Source organism: Oceaniglobus indicus (assembly GCF_002751875.1).
GTDB lineage: Bacteria > Pseudomonadota > Alphaproteobacteria > Rhodobacterales > Rhodobacteraceae > Oceaniglobus > Oceaniglobus indicus.
The window spans coordinates 513888-539513 of record NZ_NMZM01000001.1; the positions used below are offsets into that span (position 1 = coordinate 513888).

Genomic DNA, 25626 nt, shown 5'->3' on the forward strand with positions numbered 1-25626 from the left:
CGATCGTCCGGCGGGTAATTTCGACACGGCATACGGGACAGACACAGATGAAGATCGAGCGCAGGTTCACCAAGGCAGGCAACGACGCGGACGCGGGCGCATATGGCGCGCTGGACTTCACCACCGTGACGTCGGAGATTCGCAATCCCGACGGAACGATCGTGTTCCGCAACGATTCGGTCGAAGTGCCGACAACCTGGAGCCAGGTGGCCAGCGACGTCATCGCACAGAAGTATTTCCGCAAGGCCGGCGTGCCGGCGGTGCTGAAGAAAGTCCGTGAAAAGGACGTGCCCGAATTCCTGTGGCGGTCGGTCCCCGACGAGGACGCGCTGGCCAAGCTGCCCGAAAAAGCCCGATTTGTCGGCGAAACCTCGTCGCGCCAAGTGTTCGACCGCCTGGCCGGGGCCTGGGCCTATTGGGGCTGGAAGGGCGGATACTTCACGACCGAGGCCGACGCACGGGCCTATTACGACGAAATGCGCTTCATGCTGGCCACCCAGAAGGCCGCGCCGAACAGTCCGCAATGGTTCAACACCGGCCTGCACTGGGCCTATGGCATCGACGGCCCGGCCCAGGGCCATTACTATGTCGACTTCAAGACCGGCAAGCTGACCAAGTCCAAGTCGTCCTATGAGCATCCCCAGCCCCACGCCTGCTTCATCCAGTCGGTCGCCGATGACCTGGTGAACGACGGCGGCATCATGGACCTGTGGGTGCGCGAGGCGCGGCTGTTCAAATACGGATCCGGCACCGGCACCAACTTCTCGTCCCTGCGCGGCGAGGGCGAAAAGCTGTCGGGCGGCGGAAAATCGTCGGGCCTGATGGGCTTCCTGAAGATCGGCGACCGCGCGGCGGGCGCGATCAAGTCGGGCGGCACCACGCGGCGCGCGGCGAAGATGGTGATCGTCGATGCGGATCACCCGGATATCGAGGATTTCATCAACTGGAAGGTGATCGAGGAACAGAAGGTCGCGTCGATCGTCGCCGGATCGAAGATGCACGAGCAGAAGCTGAACGCCCTGTTCGCCGCGATCAAGGCCTGGGACGGCGTTCAGGCCGACGCCTATGATCCTGCGAAGAACGACAGCCTGAAGGCCGCGATCAAGGATGCCAAGAAGGTCGCGATCCCCGAAACCTACGTCAAGCGCGTGCTGGATTATGCCCGCCAGGGCCACACCAGCATCGAATTTCCGACCTATGACACCGATTGGGATTCCGAAGCCTATTCGTCGGTGTCGGGTCAGAACTCGAACAACTCGATCCGCGTCACCGACGCGTTTCTGAAGGCCGTGGAAACCGATGGCGACTGGGATCTGATCAACCGCAAGGACGGCAAGGTCGCCCGCACCATCAAGGCGCGCGATCTGTGGGAACAGGTGGGCCATGCGGCTTGGGCCTGCGCCGATCCGGGCATCCAGTATCACGACACGGTCAACGACTGGCACACCTGCCCCGAAGACGGTGCGATCCGCGGATCGAACCCGTGCAGCGAATACATGTTCCTGGACGACACCGCCTGCAACCTGGCGTCGATGAACCTGCTGACGTTCCTCAAGGACGGCACGTTCCAGGCCGAGGATTACATGCACGCCACGCGCCTGTGGACCGTGACCCTGGAAATCAGCGTGACCATGGCGCAGTTCCCGTCAAAAGAGATTGCGCAGCGGTCGTATGACTTCCGCACGCTCGGCCTTGGCTATGCCAACATCGGCGGGCTGCTGATGAACATGGGTCACGGATACGACAGCGACGAGGGCCGCGCCCTGTGCGGTGCGCTGACCGCGATCCTGACCGGTGTGTCCTATGCCACCAGCGCCGAAATGGCGGCCGAATTGGGCGCCTTCCCCGGCTATGCCAAGAACGCCGAGCACATGCTGCGCGTCATCCGCAACCACCGCAACGCGGCCCACGGCCGGACCGACGGCTATGAAAAGCTGGCGACCAAACCCGTCGCGCTGGACCACGGCAATTGTCCCGACGGGCGGCTGGTCGAACTGGCCACCGGCGCCTGGGACGAGGCGCTGCGTCTTGGCGAAAAGCACGGATACCGCAACGCGCAGGTGTCCGTCGTGGCCCCGACGGGCACCATCGGCCTGGTCATGGATTGTGACACCACGGGGATCGAGCCGGACTTTGCGCTGGTGAAGTTCAAGAAGCTGGCCGGCGGCGGATATTTCAAGATCATCAACCGCTCGGTGCCCGCGGCGCTGGAAAACCTCGGCTATGGTTCGGCCCATATCGAGGAGATCATCAGCTATGCCGTCGGGCACGGCTCGATCGGGAACGCGCCGGGAATCAACCACACGGCGCTGATCGGCCACGGCTTCGGCCAGGCGGAAATCGCCAAGGTCGAGGCGGCGCTGCCGTCGGCCTTCGACATCCGCTTCGTGTTCAACCAGTGGACCCTGGGCGAGGAATTCTGCCGCGAGACGCTGGGCATCCCCGCCGAAAAGCTGGCCGATCCCGCGTTCGATCTGCTCCGCTCGCTCGGGTTCACCAAGGGCGACATCGAAGCGGCCAACGATCACGTCTGCGGCACGATGACCCTGGAAGGCGCGCCGCACCTGAAGGAAGAACACTATCACATCTTCGACTGTGCCAATCCCTGCGGCAAGAAGGGCAAGCGTTTCCTGTCGGTCGACAGCCACATCCACATGATGGCGGCGGCGCAGAGCTTCATCTCGGGCGCGATCTCCAAGACGATCAACATGCCCAACGACGCCACCATCGAGGATTGCCAGCGCGCCTATGAACTGTCGTGGTCGCTGGGCGTGAAGGCCAATGCGCTCTATCGTGACGGCTCCAAACTCAGCCAGCCGCTGGCCGCTGCCCTGGTCGAGGACGACGACGAGGCGGAAGAGATCCTGGCCAACGGATCGGACCGCGAAAAGGCCATCGTTCTGGCCGAGAAGGTGGTCGAGAAGGTGATCATCAAGGAGGTCGCCAAGGGTCGTGACAAGATGCCCCAGCGGCGTCGCGGCTATACCCAGAAGGCCATCGTCGGCGGCCACAAGGTGTATCTGCGCACCGGCGAATACCAGGACGGCAAGCTGGGCGAGATCTTCATCGACATGCACAAGGAAGGTGCCGGTTTCCGCGCGATGATGAACAACTTCGCCATCGCGGTGTCGGTGGGCCTGCAATACGGCGTGCCGCTGGATGAATTCGTCGATGCCTTCACCTTCACCAAGTTCGAACCGGCCGGCATGGTGCAGGGCAACGAGACGATCAAGAACGCCACGTCGATCCTGGATTACGTGTTCCGCGAGCTGGCCGTGTCGTATCTGGACCGCACGGACCTGGCCCATGTCCAACCCACCGGCGCGACCTTCGACGATATCGGACGCGGCGAACAGGAAGGCGTGCGCAACTTCGTGCCCGTCGAAGGGTCGGCCGCGTCGTCCCCGCTCGAGGTGCTGCGTCAGGTCGCCTCGACCGGATACCTGCGCAATCGTCCGCCGTCGGATTTCCGGGTGGTTCAGGGCGGCATCGCCACGCTGGAACAGGGCGGCCAGGCCGTGGCCACGATCGAGACCCGCGAAACCGAGGTCAGAACCACGCCGGTGTCCGCCACCTCCATGGACCCCCGCGTCAAGGCCAAGATGCAGGGATACGAGGGCGAGGCCTGCGGCGAATGCGGCAACTATACGCTGGTGCGCAACGGCACCTGCATGAAGTGCAACACCTGCGGTGGCACAAGCGGCTGTAGCTGAACGGCGACGTTTCGCCCCTGCCCCCGGGTCGTGCGCGACGCAGGCGGCAAGGGCAGAACGGGACCGGTCATTCGGCCGCACCAGATTGCAGCAGATCCCACGGGGCGTCCTTTGCGGCGCCCCTATCTTTTCGGAACCGGCCCCTGGTTGCGGATCGGTTCCATCAATGCCGTATGGGTTTGATGGGCCGCGAAAACGCCACGGCGAAATCATCGGCCTTCGCGGAGTCGCGCATGCGCCGGCGTTAGGGGGTGGATCTGAGGAGTTTCGATGAAATGGCGGTCCCAGCTGGATTCGAACCAGCGACCTCTCGCTTCGGAGGCGAGCACTCTATCCAGCTGAGCTATGGGACCATCTGTTCAGGCGTTTCGGGTGACATTGCACCCACGCACCGAGTTTCATCTTGCCTTCCAACAGGTTGCGGTCGTCTCTTCGTGCGGATCACACCGTGTCTTGCACAAGAAGCAACCGAACATCACTTAACGACGTCTCTATAATGCGGGGTGGGTCGCGTCGCAATGATGAAATTGGCCCACGGGGGCCGTCAGGCAAATAAGTCGTGGCACAGCTCGAGCGCGTCAACCAGCGCGTCGACTTCGGCTTCGGTGTTGTAAAGGCCGAACGAGGCGCGACAGGTGGCGGTCAGGCCCAGGTGGTCCATCAGCGGTCCGACGCAATGCTGCCCCGCCCGCACCGCGACGCCTTTCTTGTCCAGCACGGTGGAAATATCGTGGGCATGGGCCGCACCATCCAGCGTGAACGAAAAGATCGCGCCCTTGTCCGGCGCATCGCCCTGCACCTGAAGCCAGTTCAGGCCCGCAAGCCGCGTGCGCGCGTAATCGCGCAGGCCGGCTTCGTGGGCGGCGATATTGTCCATCCCCAGCCCGGTCATGTAATCCAGCGCCACGCCAAGGCCGATCTGTTGCACGATGCCGGGTGTGCCCGCCTCGAACTTCATCGGCGCGTCGTTCCAGGTGACTTCTTCCTTGTGGACTTCGCGGATCATGTCGCCGCCGCCCATGAAGGGGCGCATTTCGGCCATCCGTTCGGCCCGCACATAGATCGCGCCCGATCCCGACGGTCCATAGAGCTTGTGCCCGGTGACGGGATAGAAATCGCAGCCGATGTCCTGAACATCCACCGGCATGTGCACCGCCGCCTGCGAGCCGTCGATCAGCGTCGCCAGCCCCCTGGCACGCGCGCCGGCGCAGATCGTCTTGACGTCGACAACCGTGCCCAGAACGTTCGACATATGGGTGATTGCGATCAGTTTCGTGCGCTCGGTGATCGCGTCCAGAACCTTCTGCGGGTCCAGCGAACCGTCGGGTTCCACATCGACCCATTTCAACACCACGCCCTGGCGTTCGCGCAGGAAATGCCAGGGCACGATATTGGCGTGATGTTCCATCACCGACAGGATGATCTCGTCGCCCGCCTGCATCCGGGGCATGGCCCAGCCATAGGCGACCATGTTGATGCCCTCGGTCGTGCCGGTGTTCATCACGATTTCATCTTCGCTTGCGGCGTTCAGGAAGCGCGCCAGCTTGCCGCGCACGGCCTCGTATTTGTCGGTGGCGAGGTTCGACAGGTAGTGCAGCCCGCGATGGACGTTGGCGTATTCGTCGGCATAGGCACCGGTGATCGCGTCGATCACCACCTGCGGCTTTTGCGCCGACGCGCCATTGTCGAGATATACCAGCGGTTTGCCGTTCACCTTGCGCGACAGGATCGGAAAGTCGCCGCGGATTTTCATCACGTCATACATGGATCACACCATTCCCGGAATCGTCACGCCCACCAGCGTCAGCAAAAGCGAAAGACCGAACGCGGCGCCGAAACTGGTGGCGATGATCATGGCGAACACCTTGCCCAGCGACGTGAAACCATGGACGGTCGCAATGAAATGGGTCAGCAGCCACAGGAAGGCGACCAGCCCGAAGATGCCCACCAGCCAGGCGATCGCCGGCAGAATCAGCATCGACACCGTCTGAACCACCTGCAGGCAGACCATGATGAACTGCAACCACACCACGGCAACCAGCCCGTCCTGAAACCGGCCCGTGCCGCCCATGGCCCGCCCGACCCAGAAGATGGCGAACACCATGGCGATCAGCAGGGACAACTGGATCAGGCCCATGGTCAGCGGCGGTATCACGAACACGCCCTCGGGCACGTCGACGGCACTGAGCATGATGAAATTCGTCGCTTCGGCCAGCAGGATCGAGATCACGACCACCAGCGTCAGCGCCTGCCACAACACGGCGCGCGACAGGTTCATATCCATCAGGCGTCGCGCCACGTCGGCCGGCGTTCTGAACGTCTGTGCCGCCATGGGCAGCAGGACAGAAAGGCTCATCATGTGTCGGCTTCGCCCTTTTCAACGGCCAGAAGGCCCAGCAACCAGATCGCGAGAAACGCACCGAACGCAACGATCCCGGTGACGCTCATCGCCGGTCCGGGCCCGATGAACCCCGCGACAAGACCCCAGAGCAGCCACAGCGGCGACGCTGCCAGCAACGCCCAGAACAACGCGATACGCGCGCCGTACCAATCGCCCTGCCCGCCCATCGTGCGCGCCATCAGATGCGTCACTGCCGCCAGCCCGTAAAGGAAAAGCGGCGCAATGAAAAGCCAACCCATCAGCGCACCCGCCAGAAGGGGCTCGATCGGCTGACCGCTCAGGAACGCCTCACGCGACAGGCGGGGCCATTGCGCCACGAAGATCAGCCCGCAGGCCAGCATCAGCGTGACCAGCGCACGATCCTCGCGCGGGCGTCCGGCGGCCCGGCGCCGCACGACTGCGCCGGGCCGCCGGTAACTGGCGACAATGTCGCGGGTCAGCGCCAAGGATCAGCGCCGCCGCGCCAGCCAGGCCTGAAGCCGGGTCAGAAGATCGTCGGCGATGGCCTCGCTGTCGATCTCGGCGATCGCCTCGGCCAGGAACGACAGCACAAGCAGGTCTTCGGCGTCGGCACGCGGCACCCCGCGCGAGCGCAGATAGAACAGCGCCGTCTCGTCGATCGCCCCGGTGGTCGAACCGTGCGAACAGGCCACATCGTCGGCATAGATCTCAAGCTCGGGCTTGGCCAGGAACTGACTGTCATCATCCAGCAGCAGCGCCTGACTGATCTGATAGCCGTCGGTCTTCTGGGCGCCTTCCTTGACCAGGATCTTGCCTTGGAACACGCCGGTGGCACCGTTGCGCAGCACCTTCTTGAACACCTGCCGGCTTTCGCAATGCAGGGAATCGTGGGTGATGAACACGGTGTCGTCATGGTGGAAATCACCATCCCCCACGGCCGCACCCGCGACATGGGCGATGGCATTGTCACTGGTCAGCTCGATCACGCATTCATTGCGCGTCAGCACGCCGTTCATCGTCAGGGTGAACGACTTGAACGCCGACTCCTCGCCGAGGCGGGCGAACATGTGCGTTGCCGTGCGCAATTCGTGATCACGCCCTTGCGCACGCACATGGTTGAACGTGCCCTTGTCCGCGATGTCGACCTCGGTCACACCGTTGAAGCGTGCGGCCACCGGCCCGGTTTCCAATACGGTGAGCGACGCCCCCGACTCGACCCGGATGCAGTGATGCAGGATCGCGTCCGACGCGGTGTCGGCGTGGCGATAGATCAACGCGACCGGCCGCTCGGCCTTGCCCGTGGCGCGGATTACCAGACCGTCGGTGGCGAACGCGGTGTTCAGCGCGGCCAGGGGTCGTGCGACAGGATCCTGGCCCTTCGCCTCGAGCACGCCGAAGATATCCTTGGCCCAGTGGATGTCGGTGCCCGACACGACACTCAGCCGCTCGATCTCGACACCGGCCAGCGCCGGATCGTCCGACGCATCGGCATCGAAAACGCCATCGACGAAATACAGCTTCACGCTGTCGATACCATCGAAGACCGGGCTTTCATCCGTCTCGAACACGGCCGCCTCGGGCGTCTCGGGCGCCGTCAGCGTATCGGGCCGCGTGTATTTCCAATATTCATCACGCCGCGACGGCAGGCCCATGGCACGCACCCGCGCCAGGGCTTGCGTGCGCGCATCGCTGGCCCACTTCCCGCCCTCGGGCAGGGTCAGACCGGCCAGCCGCGCCTCGGTCGCGTCAAGTTTCGCTTGGGGCAAGGCCATTTATGCACCCTCCGTCAACAGATCCGCGTAGCCGTGGTTTTCAACTTCCAGCGCCAGTTCCGGACCGCCCGTCTTGATGATCTTCCCGTCCGACATGATGTGCACGAAGTCGGGTTTGATATGGTCAAGAAGCCGCTGGTAGTGGGTGATCACCAGGAACGACCGGTCGGCCGCGCGCAGGGCGTTGACCCCGTCCGACACCAGTTTCATCGCGTCGACATCCAACCCCGAATCCGTCTCGTCCAGCACGCACATCTTCGGCTTCAGCATCGCCATCTGAAGGATCTCGTTGCGCTTCTTTTCACCACCCGAGAAACCGACGTTGACCGGCCGCTTCAGCATGTCGGCGTCGATCTTCAACTCTTTCGCCTGGGCGCGGATTTCCTTGAGAAACTCGGTCGACGACATCTCAGCCTCGCCGCGCGCCTTGCGCTGTGCGTTCACCGCGGTGCGCAGGAACGTCATGTTGCCGACACCCGGAATTTCAACCGGATACTGGAACGCCAGGAACAGGCCTGCGGCGGCGCGTTCTTCCGGCTCCATGTCCAGGATGTCGGCGCCTTCCAGCGCTGCCGACCCCTCGGTCACCTCGTATCCGTCACGGCCCGACAGCACATAGGACAGCGTCGATTTGCCCGACCCGTTCGGCCCCATGATCGCATGCACTTCGCCGGCGCCGATCTCAAGGTCGACACCCTTTAGGATCTGCTTGTCCTCTTCTTCAAGTTTGACGTGCAGGTTGCTGATCTTCAACATCTTCTCTCGCTTTCGTTCAATCTGTTCGGGCGCGTGGCCCGGTCATTCATTTCACTTGCGTGGTTTCGGAATCCGCCGCGCGATGGCAAGTCCGATCAGGGTGGAGACGATGGCCGCGACCATCATCTTCCACACCTCGGCCCCATTCCACCAGGACATCGACACGATCATCCCGATCAGGATGCAGACGCCAACCACCAGCGAAACCAGGAACCGCCGGTTCTTGGGCGGCCGGATGGGGTCGAGTTCGCTCACCCCACCGACCCTTCAAGGCTGATCGCCACCAGCTGCTGTGCTTCCATGGCGAATTCCATCGGCAGCGCCTGGAGCACTTCCTTGCAGAACCCGTTGACCACCAGCGCGACGGCCTCTTCCTCGTCCATTCCGCGCGAGCGGCAATAGAACATCTGGTCGTCGTCCACCTTCGATGTCGTCGCCTCGTGTTCGACCCGCGACGAATTGTTGCGCACCTCGATATAGGGCACGGTGTGGGCGCCGCATTCCGAGCCGATCAACAGCGAATCGCATTGTGTATAGTTGCGCGAATTCTTCGCCTTGGGGTGCATCGACACCAGACCGCGATAGGTGTTCTGCGCCTTGCCCGCCGAAATCCCCTTGGACACGATGCGCGACTTGGTGCGCTTGCCCAGATGCACCATCTTGGTGCCGGTATCGGCTTGCTGGTAATTGTTGGCGATGGCGATCGAATAGAACTCGCCTTGGCTGTCGTCACCGCGCAGGATGCACGACGGATACTTCCACGTCACGGCTGATCCGGTTTCGACCTGCGTCCACATCACCTTGGACCGGTCGCCCCGGCAATCGGCGCGCTTGGTCACGAAGTTATAGATGCCGCCCTTGCCGTTTTCGTCGCCCGGATACCAGTTCTGAACCGTCGAATACTTGATCTCGGCGTCGTCCAGCAAAACCAGTTCGACGACCGCGGCGTGAAGCTGAACGGTGTCGCGCATGGGGGCCGTGCACCCCTCGAGATACGACACATAGGATTCCTTGTCGGCGATGATCAGCGTGCGCTCGAACTGTCCGGTATTCTCGGCGTTGATCCGGAAATAGGTGGACAATTCCATGGGGCAACGGACCCCGGGCGGGATGTAGACGAAGGATCCATCGGAAAAGACGGCAGAATTGAGTGTCGCAAAGAAGTTGTCCGATGCCGGCACCACCGACCCCAGGTATTTCTTCACCAACTCGGGATGGTCACGGATCGCATCGGAAATCGAACAGAAGATCACGCCGGCCTTCTTCAGTTCGGCCTGAAAGGTCGTTCCCACCGAGACGGAATCGAACACCGCGTCGACGGCGACCTTGCGGTTCTCGTCGACATCCTCGGCGCCCTCGACGCCGGCCAGGATCAACTGCTCCTTCAGCGGGATGCCCAGTTTCTTGTAGGTTTCCAGAAGCTTGGGGTCGACCTCATCCAGCGACTTAGGCTTCACTTCCATCGACTTCGGACGGGCATAATAGAACTGCTCGTTGTATTCGACGGGCGGATACTTGACCATCGACCAGTCCGGCTCGGTCATCTTGACCCAGCGGCGATAGGCATCCAGGCGCCACTCCAGCATCCACTCGGGCTCTTCGTTCTTCTCCGAGATCAGGCGCACGATGTCCTCGTTCAGCCCCTTGGGGGCAAAGTCCATCTCGATATCGGTGCTCCAGCCGTGCTTGTAGGTGCCCGACAGCCCCTTGACCGCTTCGACCGTCTCGCGGTCCACGCCGTCCTTCACATCAGTGTCCATCACGTTCATGTCGCTCTCCTTTCGGGATCGGTCCCGTCGCAATCCATCGGCTTCAGACGGCGCGCGCCCGAAACCTCTTTTCCTGAGCCGTCCACGCCTCGGCGAACCGCATCACATCGTCGCGCCGCGTGTCGGGGCCAAGAGAAACGCGGATCGCACATGCCGCCGACGCCTCATCGAACCCCATGGCGCGCAGAACCTGCGACGCGCGCACCTTGCCGCTGGAACAGGCCGACCCGGCGGAAACGGCAAACCCCGCCAGATCCATCGCCATGACCTGCGTTTCGCCCTTCCAGCCGGGCGTCAGCAGGCAACTGGTGTTGGGCAGTCGACCCGCCGCAGAATCCTTTCCGACAAAAATAGTCTCTTTTGCGGAATACTCCAGAGCCGTTTCTAGAATATTTCTAAGTTCCGCAACCCGTTCCTGCACTCCGTCGGTCAAATCGCGCGCCGCCGCCGCGATGGCAGCCCCCATTCCGGCGATGCCGATCACGTTCTGCGTGCCCGAACGGCGCCCCATTTCCTGGCCGCCACCCCGGATCCGCGCAGCAACCTCGACACCGCGTCGCAGCAACACCGCCGCCACACCCTTCGGCCCGCCGAACTTGTGGGCCGAGATCACGGCGGCCTGCGCCCCGCACCACTCGAAGGCAAAGGGCACCTTGCCGATCGCCTGCGTCGCATCGACGAAAGACAACCCGTCGCACAGATCCTGAAGAACACCGGTTTCCGAATTTGCCACCTGCACCGCGGCACGCGCCGGGTCGGTGACCAACACCGCTCCGCTCCGCTCGACCGCCAGATCGGCGGCGCACCAGGCCAGGACGGCCTCGTGTTCGATCGGCGCACAGGAAACGCCCCGTTCGGCCAGGCACAGCGCCGCACCCTCGGTCGCCGACGACACGAACACGATATCCGACGCCTCGGCGCCGCATGCGGCCGCCACCTGACCACGGGCGCGCTCGATCAACCCCAGCGCCGCACGCCCTTCGGCATGTACCGATGACGGATTGCCGACCACATCCATGGCCGCAACCATGGCACTGCGCGCCTCGGGGCGCAGCGGGGTCGTGGCGTTCCAGTCCAGATAGGTCCGCCCCATCACGCCCGCCCCGGTTTTTTCTTGCCGCAAATACTCTCGGGGTAAGGCACGCATGTGCCGAAGGGGCGGAACGCCCCTGTCCGGTCCGCAGGACCAGATCGAATGCGCCGCAGGCGCTCCGTTCTTTCAAACCGGGATCGCGTCATGCACCATCCACCACGGTGAACAGGTTCGGCACGGCGGGACAGGGCGCCAGGTCGTTGGCGACGACGTCCGACAGCTTGGCCTGGTGCAGGAACACATAGACATGGGCGCTCAACCCTTCCCACAACCGGTTCGACAACGATTGCGCGCGGGTGCCCGACGTGCCGCCGCTGGCCCCGGCACCGGTGTGCATGGCACTGACGGTTTCCCCCACCGCCAGCATGATGTCGGAGACGCGTATTTCGGTCGGCGCCCGCGCCAGCCGATAGCCGCCGCCCGGCCCCCGGGCCGAATCCACCAGCCCGGCCCGGCGCAGCTTGACGAACAACTGCTCGAGATACGGCAACGAAATGCTCTGCCGCTTGCTCAGTTCGGCCAGCGAAATCAACTGATCCGCCGGCTGCAAGGCCAGATCGCACATCGCGACCATCGCGTAACGACCCTTGGTGCTGAGTTTCATCGTGGGCCTCCCTGGCGCGGCGACAATGGACAGTTGACGATGGGATGCAGGACAATTACCTCGGGACGGCGCGGGACCGCCCGCCCAACAGATTAGAAACGTTCTAAGGTCAAGCGTGGGATCCGTCAAGATTGACGATCCGCCGCCACCCAACATGTCAGGGACACATATGCCCGAGGTTATCTTTCCCGGACCCGAAGGGCGGCTGGAAGGCCGCTATCATCCCCAAAAAAAATCGGACGCGCCGATCGCGATCATCCTGCATCCGCATCCCCAGTTCGGCGGCACGATGAACAACCGCGTCGTCTATAACCTGCACTATGCCTTCCATGCCATGGGTTTCACCGTGCTGCGGTTCAATTTCCGCGGTGTCGGACGGTCCCAGGGCGAATACGACCAGGGCGTCGGCGAATTGTCCGATGCCGCCTCGGCGCTGGATTACCTGCAGTCGATGAACCAGAACGCCAAGCATTGCTGGGTCGCCGGGTTCTCGTTCGGGGCCTGGATCGGCATGCAGTTGCTGATGCGCCGCCCCGAGATCACAGGCTTCATCTCGGTCAGCCCGCCCGCCAACATGTATGACTTCAGCTTCCTTGCGCCCTGCCCCGCCTCGGGCCTGATCATCAACGGCAGCGCCGACCGCGTGGCGCCGCCCCGCGACACCGTGACCTTGGTGGACAAGCTGCACGAGCAGAAGGGCATCACCGTGACCCATACCGAAATCGAAGGTGCAGGTCACTTCTTCGAGGATCCGCACATGGAAGAGATGATCGGCGGCGTCGAAACCTACGTGCGCCGGCGCCTGACCGAAAGCACCCGCTGAGCTTCGGGGCCGGCATCGGCGATCCTAGAGATCCTCGCCCGATATGAATTGTGCCGCGCCCTGCCCCAGCGCCCGCGAGATCGTGACATACATGGCGTCGAACGCCCCGAAGATCGCCTGGTTCATCGCCTGGCCTTCGGTGGTGCGCGCCAGCGCGGTATAGGCTTCGACGTCGGCGTCGCTCAGCGGTTGATACGCCAGCGTCAGATAGCCATAGACCCATTCGATCGTGTCGGCGCGGATCGTCGGCTCCTGCCCCCACACATCCGCCAGCACATCTGCCTCCGTCATGTCGCCATTGAAGGCATCACCATCCAGAAGGCCCGAATAGAAGGCATAGTTCGAATTCATCGCGCCGACGACATTGGCCTCGATCAGGTCATTGGCATCGACGAAATCGTCCAGGATATCCAGCCGCGGATCACCGGCCTGGCGCATGTCGTCCAGCGCCGCCTGTGCCGTCGCCTCGACGTCGGGATCGACCAAGGCGCGCCGTGCACTGATTTCCAGCCGGATGATTCGCGCGCCCAGCTCGGATTCGAAGAACTCGATCAACGGGGCAGTGTCCGTGCCTTCCATCAACACGGCAAAGCGCGATGACACCAGCTCATCCATCGCCTCGACGTCATAGAGACGGGCCACCATCGTGTTCCAGGCGGCACCACCGCGCCCCGGAAACATCTCGGCCCGCAGGTCTTCGCCATAGGCAAGACCCTCCTGCTGCATGATCGCGATCACATCCTGCATGCCAAGCGCGTCGTAGAGGCGCGCCACCTTCTCATTCCCCGCCGCCCAAAGCGACGTCACACCCGACAGGCAGAAAACAATGGCAAGGCTGATCTGGCGCATGACGTCCTTTCCGATGGCGTGTTTCGTCCACCACGTGTTGCCTGCGCACGATATGTCCTGCGCGCACGAACGCCAAGGGCCCATGCCGCGCAGCGCGGTCAATATCGCTTGACCTGGCGCCGCCGCCGCGTCGCACGCCCCCCTTCGTCGCAAAAAGTTTCCCCGCCCCCCATCGAACCCCTTGCACCCCGTGCCCGCACGGACTAGACGAGCGCACATCGATCGCGGAGAGGTGCCGGAGTGGTCGAACGGGGCGGTCTCGAAAACCGTTGAGGGTGCAAGCCTTCCCAGGGTTCGAATCCCTGTCTCTCCGCCAGATTTCTCGTAGGAGACCGCGAGAAATGCCAATAAAATAAGGCGCTTTGAGCCACATAACCCCCTATTGCATCCGCTACTTGCTACACATTTTGCTACACAATTTCGGAAATTGGTAGGGCATTTTTGATACCCGAAAGCGGGCGCGCCGACATCTGTAGCAGCAGAAGTGTCGCCGACGCGCCCTGACGCGGGTGTTCCGGCCCGCGTGTTCCGTCAGGCGACGGCGCGCAGCCCTTCGAGAGCCTTCTCGGCTTGCAGGATGTCATACACCGCGGCCAGCGTGGCATAGAGTTCCAGCAACACGACGAGCGCGTTGGAGAGCCTGTCGGCCTCGGGCGAGAGACGCTCCTCCTGCCAGTTCGTTTCGTTCGAGACGTTTTCGGGGCTGTGGTCGTAATAGGTCTCCACATAGGTGCCCTCGGCAATCTCGGCATCGAGCACGCCAATGAGGTCGTGCAGCATCGCCAGGACGCCCTTCTCGAAGATCTCACCGCGACGCAGACGGGCTGCAAGCGCCTTGGCCTCCTGCGCGGGTTCCCAAGGCACGAGATCGAGAACGTCTTCCTCGATCCCGGTGGCCGCAATGCGCGCGAGCGGGAAGCAGGCGGCTGCCATTGCGGTGATTTCGTCGGCGGAGGTGAATGGCATTTCCATTGGTCTTTTCCTTGTTTTGTTTGAGGTGCGGGGATGCTCGAAGGCGCGGTTCCCTATCGGAAACCGCGATCTTCGCGCGCCCATCGCGCCTGCTCCTGGCGCCGTTCTTCGCGGTAATGTGCGGCGATGTCGGCCTCAGCCTGGAGCCGGGCGCGGATGGCGTTCATCCGCTCCATCAATGCCTCGTCGAGGCGCCCGAGCAGCGGTGAGGTGGTGCCGTCCGGGCAGTGAAAGCCGCTGCTGTTCACATTCACGATGATGCGCCGGGCGCAAACGAAGCGCGTCGGCTTGTTCAGGCCCGCCCGCGCCCGCGATTTCGGCTGTTTGACGCTCACCTCGTAGCCGCGATTGGCGCGGCCATCGGACGAGGTGCCATAGGCCAACTCGACGAAGCAATCTGCACCCCGCTTGCGGACATCGAGAACCAGGCTGGGGCGCCGCTTGGGCTGCTCCTTATGGTCGGCGCTATCTGCGACAGGAAAACGGAACAGCACGACATCGCCGCGCTGCGGGTTGGCTGCCCAGTCGGGGGCTGGAACGAGGGGTTTTGGTTGGTGAAACATCTGGGGTCTCCTTGGTGTGAACAATCGACACCAGCGGTGGAAACCCTTTGAAGAAGGCTTCTGTTTTGCTGCGCGTCGCAAGAAGCGCGCGGCAAAACGGAAGCCACGGTCGGGAGAGCGGCGAGAGGGTGTCCCTCTCGTCAAAAATCGGATAGATGATTGTTCAGCACGATCGGCGGAAAGCGGACGTTCGCGGCGCCCGCGAACGTCCTGTGCATTGAGGGCTTAAGCTGGCATTGTTCGAAGCGACACAAACGTGTTTGACCTGCACAATCCTTGGTCGTGAAAAATACAGGGAGTGTTGACTTCATGTGGTCCGAACAAAGACAGTGGGGCAGTTTTGGTCGGCAGTGCCTTAACGGTAATGTTCAGATAGGTTTTAACAAAGTAATGGCAATCCGACCCATTCGCACCCACGTTCTAATCGATTGGAACAGTGAGCTTCGGTCGTTGCCAGGCAACATTGAGAGCGACGGGGAAGAGGTCGCTCGCAGGGCACTCAAGCAGGTCTGCCGTCGCGTCGGAAAGCTGTTGTATGATGAAGCCGGAGACCAAGCTTTCTTTCTATCTTTGCGGGCGTACCATGGATGGCGCAGAGGATTTGAGCCAACAACTAGGCGCTGTGCGTTGGGAGCGGCCGTCGTGTACAATCCATTAGATCCCGAAGACCGTGGGCTAAGCGAATACTCGCCCAGACGTTCACAGGTCGTGAGAAGTTTGGAGTTTGGAGACCGGTTGTTGGGCGCGCGGGAAGTACGGCTCTGCGGTCAAAGGCAGGACCATCATTTGCCGAGCACCGTGCAGCAAGATCGAGCTGGCAGCCTGGCAGAAAAAATGGTCGATACAGCACTTGTCTCCGACCTTATATTCCTCGCGTTGGAGGATGATGGCAGCTGGCTCATCGTTGTCGGACAAGACGCAGACCTAGTTCCAGGCATTCTAACGGCCGAAGGACTATTGCAAGGGACAGATCGCCGCGTAATCTTTCTAGCTCGCGGTGGTATCAGCAACAGCAACCCCACTATGACGGATTTGATATGCCGCCGCTAAGCCTTTCCAATAAAGACATCAATGCCTTTGCCGATCTTGGCACGCAGGTCGTTACCGAGGGAAACGAGTTTAAAGTAACCCGAAACGGGAACAGGTTCACGGTCGCTGAGAATGGACTAGGCTATACCGTTACAACCTCGGATGGCGTTGAAAAAACCTTCCCGAATGCTGCGGCGCTTCTAGCCGATCCGGCATTTGCAGACCTTCCGCGAATTGCGAAGAATCAAGTGATTTTGCTGTCACCGGGAAAAACGGGCGACAATCCGGTCCCGATTGTCGGTGAACTGAAGAATGTCATGGGCGATAGCTCACCATTCGCCATTGAGCAAGGTCAGACGCCTTGGTTGGCGCTCAATCGATGGCTCGCTAATCAGCATAGTTCCAGTAATCAAGGGGGTACGGACATTCTCTTGATTGACGGACCAGCCGGTGTTGGGAAGACCACCGTCGTCCGTGAAGCGGCTCTTTTGCGTGCTGAGCAATACGATGGATCGGCGCCACTGATCCTGCAGATTGCGAGTCGTGGGCGAGTTCTTCAAAACATCGCAGACCTAATTGCTTTTGCGCTGCAAGATGTTCGATCGAATCTGACGATTGGGCAACTGATGTCGCTCGTGCGGCATGGACTTATCATTCTTGCCATTGATGGTTTTGACGAATTGTCCGATCCAAACGGTTTCGAGACCGCTTGGAGCGGGCTGAACAGCCTTATCGCAGATTCGCGCGGTGCAGCGACATTCCTACTCGCAGGGCGGGAAACATTCGTTTCCACCGAGCTAATGCAAAGGCAACTAACGTCCTTCAATACCGAAAATGACAGGCTTTCGGCTCTGACATTAGGAGACCCTGACCCAGAAGCAGCGAAGAATTGGTTACTTCAACAGCCGGGTTGGGACCACTCGCTATTGAAGCGAAAATTCGTCGAGCCAATCTTTGACCACGGCTCCTATGCCCTTCGCCCATTCTTTCTTAAAGTTATTTCGGACGAACCTGCTGCGCTCGCGAGCGACGAGCCCCCTGCTTCAGATTTGCTGAGTTACCTTGTGCAGATCATGCTTCGAAGGGAAGCAAAGAAATTCATCGACCAGCTCGACCCTCCCGGTGGATCGAATATCACTCAAGACTATGAAACCTACGTTGGGCGGTTTTTGGAGGAGGTCGCGCGCGATCTGGCTGAGAACCAATCTGAGGCATTGGCTGACGATGCCCTTGACCTGCTCGCGACCGTTGCTGCCGACGGGCTGCTCCCAGACGATCAAGTGGCAGCTGTTGTTCAGCGTGCTGGATCAGTAGTATTTCTAGCCAAGGACCTGCGTCCAGGTCACTTCCGTTTCGCCCATGAACAACTCTTGCAGCACTTCCTTGCTCGCGAAGCGCTTCGGTCGGTGGGTGAAGGCGAGACACCTCGATATGTGCGGCGCAACCTGTTCGGGCGCGACGCATTGGAGGTGTTCGCCCATGTAGCAAGGGACCGCCACGACGAGTCAAAGCGATTTCTGAATTCGGTCCGTGCAGGCATTGCCCAACCATCTCGCGACAGGACGAACACGAACTTGTCGGTGCTTGGAGTCGCAGCCGCTTGTGGAACGGCCGTTGAAAATGCCGATCTTCAGATTCGAGATGTCGGAATCAATGAGTTGTATTTCCCTTTCTCTGCGCCGATTGGGATTTCCATTCGAGACACGGCAATCAGTATCCTGCATGCCGCCAGTGCCGATCTTCGAAATGTCGTCTTTGAAAGTGGGGTTCATATATCCACGCTTGAAGTAGATCGTCGAACCCAACTTCCAGACCAAATACCTCAACCTCAAATGTTGGTGCATGCTACCGAAACGACGAGCGACCCTGTTGAAATTCAAAGCTATCTCAATCCTGGCTCTCAACGGTCTGATACCCAACTCGATTGGTCGGATGATCTCCTTGAGATTCTGGGGCGGATCGAACGTTACCGAACGTTCTGGCTGCGGACAAATCTAGATGACACGGACCATCAAGGACGGCGCATTGTAACTCACCGTTTGTGGCCCGAGGTATTCCAAGCTTTGCGCCAACTGGATCTAGTCACTGTCAAAACTAAGCAAGCATCTGGACCAAATGCAGAGTTCATCCATTTCCGGCAAGATGTAATTTTGACCGAAAACGAGAACCTATACCGAATACTAAATGGTTGATCCACACTGGCTTGTGTTGATGCAGTTGCAGCGAATGTCGGCACTGCGGAATGCCGCCGCAGCATGGCGGCAAGATGTCGAACCGTAGCTATGGGCCGATTTTGAAATCCAATTTGGTGCTACGCCTCCTCATCCATTCGCAACGCGTCGCAAGAAGCGCGTAATGAATGGATGAGGAGGGATTTTCGCCGCGCCACCTTGTGCCGATCGCCGTGGGTCTGGGGGGCGCGCAATGCGCCCTGCCTGTCGGGAGACGCCAGTGGGTGCAGGGGCGTGGCGAACGGCCCCTGCGAGCAGGCGGGGGTTCGGGGGAGGAGTGCGGAACGACGCTCCCCCGGGAGCAGGGGTTGCAAGGGGAGTGCGGAACGATGACCTTGCCGCCCTCCGCGCAGGAGTGCCCGCCGCACAGGCGCCCCCGGCGGGCGGGGTTCCGGGGCAGCGCCCGGACGAACGGCAGGCCGAACGCAGGCACCGCAGGTGCCGGAGTGCGGGCTGTTTAGTGAGTAATGACCCCGCACATCCGTTCGCGCACGCGTCTGTCCGGTTTCTGCGTTCCGGAAAGAGATGATCCCATTTCCTGACCTCAATCTTCGGAGGTCGAAATGGCAAGCAAGAAATACCCGGTGGTCCTGCGGTTCGAGGGGATGAATCCCAGCGATATCGGTGGCTATGAAGCGCATCGCTATCGCAAGGGCGGAGACCTCGGCCACATCGACCGCAACAAGCCCGCACCGCGGCGTCTGCACGGCAACAGCACCTGGGCGCAGGAAGCGGTGGCCGAGATCGAGCTGATGAAGGTCGAGACCTTCGCGGCCGAGCTCGAAGACCTCGACCGGCGGAACCGTCGCAAGGATCTGGCTAAACGGCGCATCGAAGGGCCGCGCGACCCTTGGCGCGCCTCTCGCCACGGCCCGATGCGCGAGTTGATCCTCACCGCCAACAAGGAATGGTTCGAGCAGACCGAAAGCAGCGACGTCGAGTTCAGCAACGCGCAGGAGGACCGCTTCGAAGAGCGGGCAATGGAATGGCTGCTCGAAAACTTCGGCGACGACCTTATCCACGCCCGCGCCGATACCGATGAGCAAGCCTATCACATTCACGCGGTCATCATGCCGCGCGCGACAGCCAAGAAATACGGGACCGAGTGCCGGGTTCTGCAGCCCTCGATCCATCCGCTCATCAAAGACTACGAAGCCGCGCAGGACAGCGTCGGCGAGTGGTTCAGCGAGATCGGCCTTGTGCGCGGTGAGCGCCGCAAGCAGGCGATCCGCGATGCCCTGAACGATGGCCGGACCCCACCGATCAACCCGCGTCATGTCCGACCCGCAGAGTGGCGCGCGAAAGAGGAAAAGCGTCTCGCCGAGAAAGCTGCCGAGGTTGAGCTGCGGGAGCGTGATGTCGTCGAACGGGAAGAGGACGCCGCTACGCTCATGGCATTCGCCGATGCCGTTTCGGCGGGCGAGATCGAAGCGGACGGGCGCGCAGTCGAGACGGATGATACTGCCTCAAAGCCACCATCAAAAAAGCCGCTTTCAAGCGCCTCCCGCGGCTTTGCCGCCGCACGGGCGGCCTTCCGCGCCGCTGCAAAACGACTGCGCGCAACCGCCGACGCGAAGGCAGAGCGCCAAGCACGGGAACGAGTTGCAGCCGAGATTGCCGAGATCAAGGCCGCTGACGCCGTGATCCTCGACATTGTCCGCCACATCCCGACCGCACAGCGGCAAAAGATCGCGCAGGTCCGGCGTCAACTTACGGCGAAAATCATGGCCCTGGACCCACGCTCGAAAGGCCGCTCGAAAGGCGCCGAACCGCGCGATGGCAACCCGTGAAAAAGTTCGCTGAACCCCTCGAAATCTTTCACCTGAAAGAAAAAACTCGGATCGCCAAAAAACATGTTCAATTGTTTCAAGCACATAGGCGTCAATCCGCAAAATCTCGTTTTAGCTCGATTAAGTCGCCGATTCTTTCGCATCCACATTAAGCGCAAGCCGGATGCGGCGGGCGGAAAACCCAAGGCTCCGGTGAAACCGCAAACGCAACATTGGAGTATCCAAAATGAGCAAGTCCCTTCCCCAGAAACCCGCTCGCAAGCCCCGCGCCGCACAGTTCCAAATGACCCCGGCCATGCAACAGCGCATGGAAAAGGCGATGGTCTCGATCGGCTCTTTCGCCGACAAGGCGGCCCGCAAGGACGACAAGGTCCAGCGCGAGGCTCGCATGGCCATCGCCGACACCTTCGACGCCTGGCTCGACTGGTTGGAGGAAACCGCGCCGGAACAGATCGAAGAGACGTTCTTCGAACTCGGCTGCTTCGCCACTGCCACCAACCGCCGCCGGCTGTTCAAGCACGCCAAGGCCCCCGAGGGAGTCGCTGAGCGTGCGCAGGAACAAGTCGACCGTTGGAAGGCCGAGGAAAAAGCTGCCAAGGCCGCTGCGGAGGCCGAGACCGCAAAATCCACGCCCGGGGCCGCCGAAGGCGATGCGTGAACCTATTGCCCCGTGCGCAGAACGCGCGCGGGGCCAAACAGAACCCGAGAACACACTGTTTCCAGATTGCCAGCTACTCAAGCGAAACCGCGTTGGCTATATCACCAGTCCGAACACAGGAGATCCGACATGTAGGCACCCAACCCCAATCCCCCGAAACCAGCCGCGCGCCTGCGGTGGTGGGGTATGGAGTGCCATGTCGACCAGACACGCCGCCCGGGCAGCGGCTCCCCAACTCGCCCGAATCCACCGGACCCCGACCGGATCAAAGCAAAGCAAGATCGACAGGATCCGCAACGCCAGAGCGCAGATCGCACGAAAGATCACCGACGGCGAAGAGTGGATGCTCCCCCTGCTGAAACGGTTCAACGCCGAACTTGCCAGCCTCGAAGAGGACCAAGACCTCCTCTTCCAAGCCGCCGAAATCGCCAACCACGCCGCCCCTCACCGGGCGGCGTGATACGTTTTGGATGACGACCAATGCGATCTGCCGAATGCTCTGCGATAGAATATGTTACATATATCCTTGCAATGCTCGAACGCATTTGTTACATATTGGCTATAGCTGAGCGAGGAGACAGCAATGATGCCCGTAATCCGTATAAATGACGCCACCTTTGCCGACATAAGCGTGCTCAAGACTTGGTTCGGAACCAAGTCGCCAAGTGAGACCATCGACCGCATCGTCCGCGAAGCGATGGATGGGCTTGGGATAGAACGCGATGACGGTTTTGAAGGCGCAGTTGGTGGTCAGGACAAAGTAACCTCAGCGCACGAAGCCACTCCGAGCCTAACATTTACGAAGCCGATGAATGCAAAGGTCAACGGCGACACCATTAGCAATCCCAATTGGGCCTCCATCTTGCACACTGTGATCAAGGCCGTCAGTCAGAAAGGGTACGAGCGCGAAAGCTTAGTGCGTCAGCTCGGTGTGCCAGCAAAGGCTGGTTGCTATGAAGAAGAAGGCTACAAATACGACCACGAACTCGACATCTCAGTTCAAGGGCAATCGGCAGCCGACGCTTGGAAAGAAGTCGAGCGCCTTGCTGATCAGTGGCGGATTCCAGTGTATGTAGAGTTCGTGTGGCGGCAAACGCCAAAAGCGCAACATCCAGGGAAGTCCGGAGTTCTCCGCGCGGGTGAGCAATAACATCTATCGGTTGCGGGATTCATTCCCGCAACTCTGCGCCTTCAGGCTCGCAATGCCAGCCTTTCAGCCTACCGATCCTGATACCCGGACAATCGATCACTATGCCAGATGCTCCGGCACTTGGAGCATAACGCGGCTCGCAAGCGCATGCCGGTCCGGCAAAGCCATCGCATCGCCATAGACCGCGCGCTTTCGGATCTGCTTGATGCTGTGGCCCATCATCTCTCCACTGATGTCCATCCGCTTGGTCTCCGCCAGGAGACGGCTCTCCCAAGTATGCCGAACGCCACCGATGGTGTGATTTGGCGACGGCAGCAGGCCATTGCTGCGCATATACTTGTTCATCGCCGCCGAGTAGGTGCTCTTGCCGCGATAACGCGGAAAGCCATCGGGATGGCGCTTGGCTGCGGCCAACGCGACGCCGACCAGGGGCACGAGGCGCGTGGATGCGCTGTTCTTGATCTCGCGCCGGTTGTCCCCTTCCTCGAACTTGATCTCGAAATGCGGGAATGGATGATCGAGCACGAACGCGCCGGGCGGCAAGTCGTGAATCTCGGACTGCCGGCATCCCGTTTCAATCGAAATGAGCAGAATGTCCCGCGCCTCGTCATTCGTGCGGTCAAACGCACCGGGCGCGAACCACTTCTCGACAATCCAATCCACCGGGATCTCGAGTTTTCGGCTCTCGGTCTTGTGCCGGTCCTTCAGGGAAACCCGATGATAGGGCTCCGGCGGATCAGGCTGGGCGATGCTCTCGTAGTAGCGGCGCAGCATCCCGGCCATGTTGGCGAAATCCTTGTTGGCGCTCTCCATTGAGAGGTTCTCGGCGGCGATCTTCTTCTGCCACCACGCTTTGTGCTTGAGCGCGGCGGCGTGGTCGATCTCCGACACCAGCACATCCGTCCCACCAAGCGCAGCTTGCAGGTTGGCGGCGGTTCGCTTGCGCGGATTGCGCCAGAGGCGCATCTGGTTTTCGCTCTTGTAGCGGTTGTCGTGCGCCGCGATCCGCTCGACCTCATCAACCAAACCAGAAAGCCGCAGAGCGGGCTCATCCACAGCCCCCAAGAGCACCTTGACGGTCTCTGTCGCCCGGTCGGTGGTCGCAACCTCCACACGCTCCAGAATCTCGTCGATAGGCGCTTCCAGCAAGTCGGAGAGCGGACGGTAGGCGAAGCCCCTGGCCTGTGCGATCTTCTGCGCCGCCCGGTATGCGTCGGCCTCTTCCGGGCGAGCATTGATGACCGCCATCTGGTCGAGTTCGGCAAGCAGTTTAGCCCTCACATCAGGGAGCAGCTCGCGCGCACGTCGCTCGCTGTCGGTCTCCAGACTGCGGTGGATTTCCTTGCGGCCAGCGATGGCGAGATACCGTCTGGGTACGCGCATCCGCAGGTGCCAGGTCTTGCCGCGCTTGATCAGTCCTGCCATTCGTGCCACCTCTATTCTGCGGTCGGTGTCGCAGGCATCGTTCGATGTCGCTGCTACACATTTTGCTACACAATTCAGCTCACCCCCGAACCACAAAAATGGCAGAATAACTATAAAAATTAGGAAATTTCAGCGCGCAGATTGTCGCGTTCGAATCCCTGTCTCTCCGCCACTAAGTCCCTGATATTGTGTGACTTTGTAGCCCGGCGTGGCCAAGCCCCCACCTCTTTGGACAAAGTAAAAGTCGGCATACTATGCCGTGTTGGGGCGTCACCGCATGCACCGACTATGCTGTGACGCTGCCAAATTTCGCTTGGCAGAGGCCCTTTGCGCCCTTCTTCGAACGACAAAAGCCTCGCCGTTTCGGGCGGAGCTTTTGTCAGCCGGGGCGAGTCGGCGTCAGAGACCGATATTGCCGTAGGCATTGGCGATCACTTGCTGCTCCTGGGTGAGGTAGCGGAAGTAATAGCGCTCGGTGGTCGTCACCGACCCGTGGGGCAGCTTGCACCTGAAAGGGTCGCGACCATCAAGATTCCTGTGCCAGCGGTTATGGGCGGCCAAGCTCGGCCACATAGCCTTTCGGCAACGCTCGCATGGTTCACGCCCGTTGCCCCGGGTCGCAAAAGTTATCGGTCGGTGCGTCTCAAAGTGCTGGACCCGGCTGAGACCAATGCGCTCAGTGTTTCGCCTCGAAGTCTTCAGCCAGATGGTAACCAGACCAATCGCGGCACTATTTTCACAAGATGTTGGGAAGGCGACCGCGCGCCCATCATTGGACAAGACATGACAATGGACTTGATCGTTCAGCGCGACCCAGATCCCGGCAGGCCAATTGACGAAAGCGTACCATTTGGTCTGGCGGTAACGCTGGCTATGCCTGGAGTTGTCGGTCTTTATGCACAAGTCGCGCAACGACTTGGAATTGCGCCACGCCAGCAGGTCTGATTTCTGATCGTGGAAATTCTCGCTACCACTACCATCATGACCCCGCGTACCGCGCGCGATCCACTACGCACTTCTACGTCATCATACGACAACCTATTGTTTTAGCTTGAAATCCCTTCCACATCGCGGCCACCACAGGACAAAACAGCTCCTGAGGTTCGCCCGCTATGCCCGACACTGACGTCAATTTCGCACCGCCCGCCGAAGCGCTCACCACCAATGAGCGGCTGTCGGAACTCGCCCAGCTACTCGCTGCTGCGGTGGATCGCACCAACCCACAGAAAATAAATGAGAATTCTTCGGACGAAGGAGACAGTTCGCTGGACATCCTCACCAAGCTGGTCCGCGAATGGAACGGCGTGGAACACACGGTCACTGTATTGGCGAAAGGCTTTGAGTGGCAGGGCCGCCGGTACAAATCGCTCTCCGGCGCAGCGCGGGCGATCACCGGCGCAAACTGGAACGGTTGGAAGTTCTTCGGCTTCACCCCGCGCCCGAGGATCAGCAAATGACGCGCCAATCACAGCCGCAACCGCCCCGCCGCCTGCGCTGCGCGATCTACACCCGCAAATCGAGCGAGGAGGGCCCTGAGAACCGCGCTAATGTTCTGGTGCTTGAACTCAATCGAACTGCGGTTGCGGTCGATCTGGGTCTGGAGATCGCGATTGCGCGCGGCTTTGATATAGGACTGGCCAGCAAAGTCCGCTGACAGCATCGCGAAGTAATCCGCGACGATCAGGTCATTCTCTGCATCTGTCCAAGGCCAGTTCGACATGCGGCCAGGCTAGACGCGGGAAAATCATTTGTCATCAGCGGTTTCGGTTGGGGGAATGGGATGCAAACCCAAGAAATCCGTCTATTTACGCTAGCATCCCGAGCAACGCGCCTACCGCATGTTCTGGCTATGTTGCCATCGATGTCGTTCGGAACGCACGTTTGGGTTTTGGCGGGGTTCGGCAGCAGTGCATTGAAAGGTAAGCTACCCCCCGAAATTCGGACACTGACATAAGCTACGATATGCAGTCTGCTAATCTTCAACACCAAGGAGATTACAGATGTCTAAACGCAAGCAGCATGCGCCGGAGTTCAAGGCGAAGGTCGCGCTGGAGGCCTTAAAGGGCG

The 25626-nt window shown here is 60.9% G+C and carries 22 protein-coding genes, 2 tRNA genes and 1 pseudogene; 9 read left to right on the forward strand and 16 right to left on the reverse strand.

Annotated elements, in window-relative coordinates; translation table 11 throughout:
* Positions 1–47 precede the first annotated feature (47 nt).
* Positions 48–3713, forward strand: a complete 3666-nt coding sequence (locus CFP68_RS02425) for a vitamin B12-dependent ribonucleotide reductase (RefSeq protein WP_099824058.1) — start codon at positions 48–50, stop codon at positions 3711–3713.
* A 276-nt stretch (positions 3714–3989) separates the two neighbouring features.
* Here the strand turns inward: CFP68_RS02425 and CFP68_RS02430 are convergent.
* The 10 genes from CFP68_RS02430 to iscR form a co-directional block, all read right to left on the reverse strand.
* Positions 3990–4066: transfer RNA gene (locus CFP68_RS02430), tRNA-Arg, on the reverse strand.
* Positions 4067–4257: 191 nt separating this feature from the next.
* Positions 4258–5478: a cysteine desulfurase gene (locus CFP68_RS02435; protein WP_099824060.1), complete on the reverse strand. Its 1221-nt coding sequence runs from the start codon at positions 5476–5478 to the stop codon at positions 4258–4260.
* A gap of 3 nt (positions 5479–5481) precedes the next feature.
* The gene (locus CFP68_RS02440) at positions 5482–6072 is read right to left on the reverse strand and encodes a Yip1 family protein (protein ID WP_099824062.1); all 591 of its coding nucleotides are present in this window, start codon (positions 6070–6072) and stop codon (positions 5482–5484) included.
* Positions 6069–6560: a YIP1 family protein gene (locus CFP68_RS02445; RefSeq protein ID WP_099824064.1), complete on the reverse strand. Its 492-nt coding sequence runs from the start codon at positions 6558–6560 to the stop codon at positions 6069–6071. The genes CFP68_RS02440 and CFP68_RS02445 overlap by 4 nt, the downstream gene beginning before the upstream one ends.
* A gap of 3 nt (positions 6561–6563) precedes the next feature.
* The gene (locus CFP68_RS02450; protein WP_099824066.1) at positions 6564–7847 is read right to left on the reverse strand and encodes a SufB/SufD family protein; all 1284 of its coding nucleotides are present in this window, start codon (positions 7845–7847) and stop codon (positions 6564–6566) included.
* Positions 7848–8603, reverse strand: a complete 756-nt coding sequence (sufC, locus tag CFP68_RS02455) for a Fe-S cluster assembly ATPase SufC (RefSeq protein WP_099824068.1) — start codon at positions 8601–8603, stop codon at positions 7848–7850.
* Between the two features lie 51 nt (positions 8604–8654).
* Entirely contained in the window at positions 8655–8858 is a 204-nt protein-coding gene (locus CFP68_RS02460; protein WP_099824070.1) for a hypothetical protein, read from the reverse strand.
* A complete protein-coding gene (sufB, locus tag CFP68_RS02465) occupies positions 8855–10372 on the reverse strand; it encodes a Fe-S cluster assembly protein SufB (protein ID WP_099824072.1) in 1518 nt (505 codons plus the stop codon). The genes CFP68_RS02460 and sufB overlap by 4 nt, the downstream gene beginning before the upstream one ends.
* Positions 10373–10415: 43 nt before the next feature.
* Complete coding sequence (locus CFP68_RS02470; protein WP_099824075.1) at positions 10416–11465, reverse strand: cysteine desulfurase family protein; 1050 nt, start codon at positions 11463–11465, stop codon at positions 10416–10418.
* Positions 11466–11607: 142 nt separating this feature from the next.
* Positions 11608–12069, reverse strand: coding sequence for a Fe-S cluster assembly transcriptional regulator IscR (gene iscR / locus CFP68_RS02475; RefSeq protein WP_099824077.1), 462 nt, complete (start codon positions 12067–12069; stop codon positions 11608–11610).
* Between the two features lie 169 nt (positions 12070–12238).
* Between iscR and CFP68_RS02480 the strand changes: the two genes are divergently transcribed.
* Positions 12239–12892, forward strand: a complete 654-nt coding sequence (locus CFP68_RS02480) for an alpha/beta hydrolase (protein WP_099824079.1) — start codon at positions 12239–12241, stop codon at positions 12890–12892.
* 24 nt (positions 12893–12916) lie between these two features.
* Here the strand turns inward: CFP68_RS02480 and CFP68_RS02485 are convergent, their stop codons facing one another.
* The gene (locus CFP68_RS02485; protein ID WP_099824081.1) at positions 12917–13741 is read right to left on the reverse strand and encodes a DUF2059 domain-containing protein; all 825 of its coding nucleotides are present in this window, start codon (positions 13739–13741) and stop codon (positions 12917–12919) included.
* A gap of 226 nt (positions 13742–13967) precedes the next feature.
* On the opposite strand from CFP68_RS02485, the gene CFP68_RS02490 reads away from it, so the two are divergent.
* A tRNA-Ser gene (locus CFP68_RS02490) sits at positions 13968–14057 on the forward strand.
* A gap of 215 nt (positions 14058–14272) precedes the next feature.
* Here CFP68_RS02490 and CFP68_RS02495 read toward each other — a convergent pair.
* From CFP68_RS02495 to CFP68_RS02505, 3 genes are all read right to left on the reverse strand, one after another.
* Positions 14273–14713 (reverse strand): hypothetical protein, encoded by a 441-nt coding sequence (locus CFP68_RS02495; protein WP_099824083.1) that lies wholly within the window; start codon positions 14711–14713, stop codon positions 14273–14275.
* A 53-nt stretch (positions 14714–14766) separates the two neighbouring features.
* Positions 14767–15276 (reverse strand): hypothetical protein, encoded by a 510-nt coding sequence (locus tag CFP68_RS02500; protein WP_099824085.1) that lies wholly within the window; start codon positions 15274–15276, stop codon positions 14767–14769.
* Positions 15277–15975: 699 nt separating this feature from the next.
* Positions 15976–16191, reverse strand: a complete 216-nt coding sequence (locus tag CFP68_RS02505) for a hypothetical protein (RefSeq protein WP_099824087.1) — start codon at positions 16189–16191, stop codon at positions 15976–15978.
* 122 nt (positions 16192–16313) lie between these two features.
* Between CFP68_RS02505 and CFP68_RS02510 the strand changes: the two genes are divergently transcribed.
* From CFP68_RS02510 to CFP68_RS18355, 5 genes are all read left to right on the forward strand, one after another.
* A complete protein-coding gene (locus CFP68_RS02510; RefSeq protein WP_099824089.1) occupies positions 16314–18497 on the forward strand; it encodes an NACHT domain-containing protein in 2184 nt (727 codons plus the stop codon).
* A gap of 602 nt (positions 18498–19099) precedes the next feature.
* On the forward strand, positions 19100–20326 hold the full coding sequence (locus CFP68_RS02515) for a plasmid recombination protein (RefSeq protein ID WP_099824091.1): 1227 nt from the start codon (positions 19100–19102) through the stop codon (positions 20324–20326).
* A 226-nt stretch (positions 20327–20552) separates the two neighbouring features.
* Complete coding sequence (locus CFP68_RS02520; protein ID WP_145953385.1) at positions 20553–20984, forward strand: hypothetical protein; 432 nt, start codon at positions 20553–20555, stop codon at positions 20982–20984.
* 196 nt (positions 20985–21180) lie between these two features.
* Positions 21181–21444, forward strand: a complete 264-nt coding sequence (locus CFP68_RS02525) for a hypothetical protein (protein WP_099824095.1) — start codon at positions 21181–21183, stop codon at positions 21442–21444.
* A gap of 123 nt (positions 21445–21567) precedes the next feature.
* Positions 21568–22134, forward strand: coding sequence for a T4SS efffector SepA family protein (locus tag CFP68_RS18355; protein WP_099824097.1), 567 nt, complete (start codon positions 21568–21570; stop codon positions 22132–22134).
* 99 nt (positions 22135–22233) lie between these two features.
* Here the strand turns inward: CFP68_RS18355 and CFP68_RS02535 are convergent, their stop codons facing one another.
* Positions 22234–23559, reverse strand: a complete 1326-nt coding sequence (locus tag CFP68_RS02535) for a DUF6538 domain-containing protein (RefSeq protein ID WP_099824100.1) — start codon at positions 23557–23559, stop codon at positions 22234–22236.
* Positions 23560–24671: 1112 nt separating this feature from the next.
* Between CFP68_RS02535 and CFP68_RS02545 the strand changes: the two genes are divergently transcribed.
* Complete coding sequence (locus CFP68_RS02545) at positions 24672–25016, forward strand: DUF2924 domain-containing protein (protein WP_099824102.1); 345 nt, start codon at positions 24672–24674, stop codon at positions 25014–25016.
* 68 nt (positions 25017–25084) lie between these two features.
* Here CFP68_RS02545 and CFP68_RS18360 read toward each other — a convergent pair.
* A pseudogene (locus CFP68_RS18360) lies at positions 25085–25279 on the reverse strand (protein NO VEIN domain-containing protein); the annotation flags it as partial.
* Positions 25280–25626 lie beyond the last annotated feature (347 nt).